This window comes from Hyphomonas sp., assembly GCF_041689225.1.
Lineage (GTDB): Bacteria > Pseudomonadota > Alphaproteobacteria > Caulobacterales > Hyphomonadaceae > Hyphomonas.
The window spans coordinates 1-5,657 of record NZ_JBDNGN010000020.1 but is presented as its reverse complement, the minus strand read 5'-3'; the positions used below and the strand labels follow the sequence as shown (position 1 = coordinate 5,657).

Genomic DNA, 5,657 nt, shown 5'->3' with positions numbered 1-5,657 from the left:
GCAGTGGCGGACCAGTCATATAACCGGACATAAAAGCGGACATATATCCGGCTATTACGGGTATGGATTTGTTCACTTAAATTAGTTATATATAATGATATGAGCAATAAATATCCGGATATAAAAGCGGACATTGAGGCGGCAGAAGACCGTGGAGAGCCGATTGGCGCCATGGAGCCCATGCTTGTCGGATCCGATAGCCAGCACAGGGCCCGCTTGGCCGACCTCGCGCTCGAACTCGCCGAACGTTCCGCTGGCCTCAAAAGGAGCCTGCCGGAGGGTGTCGTCTCTGCTCTGGCCGATCTCGTGCGTGCCATGAATTGCTATTACAGCAACCTCATCGAAGGCCATGATACCCATCCGATCGACATCGAGAAAGCGATGAACGAGGACTTTAGCGGCGACAAGGACAAGCGGGATCTTCAACTCGAAGCCAGGGCACATATTGAGGTCCAGGCATGGATCGACGCGGGCGGGCTTGAAGGACGCCCTGCGACCCGGGAGGCTGTTGTCGAACTGCATCGCCGCTTCTGCGAGAAATTGCCGGAAGATCTTCTATGGACCGTGAACCCTGATTCTGGCGAGAAGATCGCCGTGGCGCCAGGAGGTTTGCGCACACGCGATGTCAAGGTGGGGCACCACGTTCCGGTAAGCTCAGGTGCTGTGCCGCGTTTTCTCGACCGCTTTGAATCCGCTTATCGCAGGCTCGGACGTGTCGACAGCATTGTTGCTGCGGCTAGCGCACATCACAGGCTATTATGGATCCACCCGTTCATTGATGGCAACGGCAGGGTCGTTCGGTTGATGTCATACGCCATGTTGCGCGAGGCGCTTGATACCGGCGGCATCTGGTCAGTGGCGCGCGGTCTTGCCAGGCGAGAGGCTGATTACAAGCAACACCTCCAGGCTTGCGACGGCGCCCGGCGCGAGGATCGGGATGGACGCGGAAGTTTGAGCGAAGAGGCGCTTGCGCAATTTGCCATCTTCTTCCTGGAAATCTGCATAGACCAGATCGCGTTCATGGAAAATCTCGTTGAACCCGGCCGTCTTCGTGATCGCATCCTCCTGTGGGTTGAAGAAGAAGTGCGCGGCAATCGCCTGTCTCTCAAATCGGGCCTTGTGCTCGAGGCGCTCCTGTTTCGCGGGACGCTGCCCCGGGGCGATGTTGCCGGCCTTCTGTCCGTGGGCGAGCGTCAGGCGCGGCGCATCACGTCTGAATTGATTGAATCGGGTGTCGTCGTATCCGGGACATCTCGCACGCCGTTGAGACTTGCCTTTCCAGCACGTCTGGCCTCGCGTTGGATGCCGGGATTATTTCCAGACAGATAGTCAGTGGATGTGTTGGTCGACGGACATGCCTGGCCGCGGCAATCTAAACGTGATGTCAAAATCCAGCGGCGATGAAGTGCTTGGCGCGCGTCTGTGCAGACCGTAAAAACGGTTAACAATTGAATGCATGAGCCCTTGATATGACTATGATTTTTTAATCGCGATTAACGGCTAACACATTGAAATAAGACAAAAACATCCCGTTTAAACCGAGAGGGTCAGCGGTTCGAGCCCGTTGCCGCCCACCACTCAACACTGCAGGATGAGGATATTCGTTCTACAGGACCTCAAGCTTTGATCACTTCGGCGCTGAGGCGGTCACGCAGGTCTCGTTTGACAAATTTGCCGCTGGCATTCCGCGGCAGGGCGTCTGCCATAAACCATATGTAACGGGGCGACTTGTGCTTCGCCATTATTGACTGGCAATGATCCCGAAGCGCTTGCTCTGATAGAGTCTCGCCAGGCTTTAGAACCACTGCAATCCCGACTTCTTCGCCGAGGCGTTCATCGGGCACGCCAAACACGCAACATTCAGCAACGGCATCGTGTCGGTAAACGGTTGCTTCGACCTCGGCGCAATAGATGTTCTCTCCCCCGCGCAGGACCATGTCCTTCTTGCGGTCGACGATGAAGATGAAGCCATCTTCGTCGATACGGGCAATGTCGCCTGTATGAAGCCAGCCGGCAGTAATGGATTCGGCGGTGGCCTCGGGACGGTTGATGTATCCCTTGATCACGGAAGAGCCTTTGATCCACAATTCGCCAACCTGGCCAGGCTTCAACGTATTGCCGTCATCATCGACGCATTTGGCTTCAAAGTTTGGCATCGCCGGACCGGCGCTGTCGGGCTTGTCGACAAAGAAATCCGCTGCGATCGAGGTGATGATCCCGCAGGTTTCGGTCATGCCGTAACCGGTGCTTGGACGCGCAGTGGCGACCTGGGACTCGATCTTGTGGACCAGGTCCGGTGGCACCTGTGCGCCGCCGCCGGACAGCGAGGTCAGGCTCGACGTGTCAGTGGTGGCGAAGTCGGGATGGCTTATCAGTTCGCGCGCCATGACAGGGACGCCGCTCATCGACGTCACCCGTTCCCTGGCGATCAGGCGCAGCGCCGCTCCGGCATCCCAGCGGTACATCAGGACCAGAGCTCCGCCTGCGGCCGTGGTCGCATAGGCCCCGCAATTATTGGCAGTGACGTGGAAAAGCGGCGTGGTAATCAGCGTTGTCGGGATCGGGGGTGTGTCCGGTGGTGCCACGCCGGTTGCCTTTTGGGTGGCGAGCGCAGTCGAGGCGGCGGCGTACATCAGGTTGAACAGGTTGGAAACACAGCCCCGATGGGTGAGTTGCGCGCCTTTCGGGTTTCCAGTGGTGCCAGACGTATAGAAGATGCAGGCGTCGGAATCGGGGTCGACCGCCACGTCAGGCATGGCGCCGCCATGGGCCATGACGTCAGACCAGGGTGTCACTGCGCTTGGCGCGTCCGGGATGCGGACGCCCACCAGCTTCAGGTTTGCTGTCAGGTCCGGGCGTTCCTTCAATCGATCAAGGCGTTCGGTGTCGAGGAACACGACCTTGGGTTCGGAGTCGGAAATCGCGTAAGCCATCTCTTCTGTGGTCCACCACGCATTCATGCCAACCACGGCGATCCCGGAACACACACAGGCCCAGTAGATCAGCATCCATTCAGGATAGTTGCGCATCGCGATAGCGACGCGATCGCCTGACTGCACGCCTTGGGCGTTCAGCCAAGACGCAATGGCGTTCACCCGCTCGTGAGCCTCGCCATAGGTCAGGCGCTCTTGTTCATAGATCAGGTAAGGTCGGTCGGCGAACTGGATCGTTGACAGCCAGATCTCGCGTACGGTGAGGGGCGCGTTCTTGTAAATACGGACGCGGTTTCCGAGCACGTCAGTTTCAGCGATCTCAAACGGACCATCGGGGCCGGTCAGCTCGTCGCGCGCCTTGAGGAGTTCCTTATAATGCATGGCTCTCTTTTATTCTCCCTGAAGTGCAATTCCTGGAAGCTACACATACAGACGGATCGATGTCCGACAAGCTTTCCGCGACGTCGATCTGCCTCATGAAATGGCCCCCTCCGAGCTGACATGACGCTGAGTTTCGCCAATCATCAGTCCGGCATGGCGCGTCGCGAGGTCGAGGCACCAGCGGGCGGAGACGGCACATATGGTTAGCGCCTGTCTCCGTTACGGCTGTGCTGCCTTGTTCTCCGGCTTTGGCATGAGCAGGATGAATGCAAAAACAATTGCAAAGCCGCATGCGCAAACCAGGAAGCAGTCGCGAAAGGCCAGCACCATGGCTTCGCGGCGGACCGTTTCCGCGATGGGGCGAAACGCGCTGATATAGGCCTGCTGAAACGGCTCTCCACTCGCCATTGCAGCCCACATGTTCTGCTGGTGTTGATATAAGAGTTCCGGGTTGCTTTCGGTCATGGCCGACGAAATGTGCTCGCCATGAAAGATGTTTCGCCTTTGCAGCAGAATGGCCAGCATGGATACGCCAAACGCGCCGCCCACCTGCATCAGGAACGATGCCGCTCCAGCCGCGCTGGCGAGCAGGTTTGCCGGAACGCCACGAATCGCCGTGGTGTTTGCCGGCGGCATGCAAAAGCTGATGCCAACGCGGCTGAGGACGATCCAGCCGACGAATGTCCAATAGGGAGTCGCGGCGCCGACACCGGCCATCAAATACATCGACGCGCCAAAGCAGATGACGCCAAATGCGAGCAATAACCGCGCGTCAAACCGGTCGCTGAGCCGTCCGGCAACCGGAAATCCGACGACCATGGCAAGGCCGGCTGGGATCATCATCACGCCGGCGGATGTGGGCGAATAGTTTTGAACGACCTGGACAAAGATCGGGATCAGGTATGTCGAGCCATAAATTGCTGTTCCGGTACAGGCGATCACGACGCCAGCGGAGGCAAACTGCCATTGTTTGAAAACATCAAGATTGAGGGCCGGGAAGGGATGTCGTTGCTCCCACCAAAAGAAGACGATACCGGCTCCAAGCGACACAGCCAGCCTGATGAGGGCTTTGTCAGAATACCAGCCATCACGGTCGCCATTTGCGATGCTCGATAGCAATCCGACAACGGCGACAGCGATCAGCAGGAGTCCTATCCAGTCAAGCGGTGGCGCCTTGGTGCCACGAACGCTGTCGCGTTCCGGCATGAGGATGGCGGCAAGCGGCAACGCGAGCAATGCAATTGGTACGGTCGCGATGAACACCATGCGCCAGCTGGACAGATCCACTGCAAATCCCCCCAGCGCCGGCCCGAAAGCAGGCGCGAGAACAACGCCGATGGAGAATATACCAATCGCGGTCCCGCGCATCTTATCCTGGAATGTCTGGAAGATCAGGAACATGGACATGGGCTGAAGCAGGCCGGCGGCCACCCCCTGCATGGCGCGCGCGATGATCAGAAATTCGAATGTGGAACTGATCGCTCCCAGTGCAGATCCGCTGATGAACAGTGCCAGCGCCGCCAGATAGGTCGTCCGAGCGCCGAATGCGCTCATTGCCCAGGCATTGGCCAGCATCGCGATCGTCGAGGCGGCCAGGAATGCCGTGGACATCCACTGGGCCTTGTCCTGCCCAAGGCCGAACGCGCCGATGATGGATGGCAGGGCGACGTTGATCGTCGTCGCTGCGAGCATGGTCGATAGCGACCCGCAGAGCAGGCTGAACAAGAGCAGCCAGCGATAGGAGGCCCCGAATGTGTGAAAGCGTTCACGCACGGCACTTCCGGCCGTGTGGGGAATATCGAGCGCGAGAGACAGGGCCGCGTCGTCTCGCTCTGCCCCAACATTCGCGTCCTCTCGTCTCAGATTCACTTCTCGGCCTTGCGGCGTTCAATGGCGACTCGGACCATCGACCCTGGACGCAGATGGGTGTCGCCTGGATCAAGTTCTATCCGAACGGGTATGCGCTGCGTGATTTTTGTGAAAACGCCTGTCGCATTCGGATTGGGCATCAATGCGGCTTCGGCAACAGTCAAATCACGGATCACAGATACACGGCCGGTGACATTTGCGCCGGGAGCGCTGTCGACTTTTATGTGTGCCGGCGCACCCAATTTGACATAACGCACTTGTGTTTCCTTGATGTTGGCTGACACCCAGACCTTTCCCGGGTCGTGCAGCAGGGCGACACGGAACCCGGACAGAGTCCGTTCGCCTGCATCAAAAAACGTCTCATCCACGACGCCATCGATGGGGCTGCGGATCTGGTGCTTCTCGATGATCACCTTTTGGCCTTCGGTCTGGGCTCTGGCACGTTGCAGGGCCGCTTCCAGGATGTTCAGGTCG

The 5,657-nt window shown here is 58.4% G+C and carries 4 protein-coding genes; 1 reads left to right on the top strand and 3 read right to left on the bottom strand.

Annotated elements, in window-relative coordinates; all coding sequences use genetic code 11:
* The first annotated feature begins 99 nt into the window (after positions 1 to 99).
* Positions 100 to 1,329: a Fic family protein gene (locus ACESNB_RS01955; protein WP_373003021.1), complete on the top strand. Its 1,230-nt coding sequence runs from the start codon at positions 100 to 102 to the stop codon at positions 1,327 to 1,329.
* 287 nt (positions 1,330 to 1,616) lie between these two features.
* On the opposite strand, the gene ACESNB_RS01950 is transcribed toward ACESNB_RS01955, so the two are convergent.
* The 3 genes from ACESNB_RS01950 to ACESNB_RS01940 form a co-directional block, all read right to left on the bottom strand.
* A complete protein-coding gene (locus ACESNB_RS01950; RefSeq protein ID WP_373003019.1) occupies positions 1,617 to 3,314 on the bottom strand; it encodes a class I adenylate-forming enzyme family protein in 1,698 nt (565 codons plus the stop codon).
* Positions 3,315 to 3,533: 219 nt separating this feature from the next.
* Positions 3,534 to 5,183 (bottom strand): DHA2 family efflux MFS transporter permease subunit, encoded by a 1,650-nt coding sequence (locus ACESNB_RS01945; protein WP_373003017.1) that lies wholly within the window; start codon positions 5,181 to 5,183, stop codon positions 3,534 to 3,536.
* Positions 5,180 to 5,657 (bottom strand): HlyD family secretion protein (locus ACESNB_RS01940; protein WP_373003015.1); only part of this gene is annotated, 478 nt, incomplete at its 5' end. The genes ACESNB_RS01940 and ACESNB_RS01945, both read right to left, overlap by 4 nt.

Bases quoted from the DNA above. Each gene is read 5' to 3' on its own strand.
- ACESNB_RS01955 (WP_373003021.1), top strand. From the start codon at position 100: ATGAGCAATAAATATCCGGATATAAAAGCGGACATTGAGGCGGCAGAA.
- ACESNB_RS01950 (WP_373003019.1), bottom strand. From the start codon at position 3,314: ATGCATTATAAGGAACTCCTCAAGGCGCGCGACGAGCTGACCGGCCCC.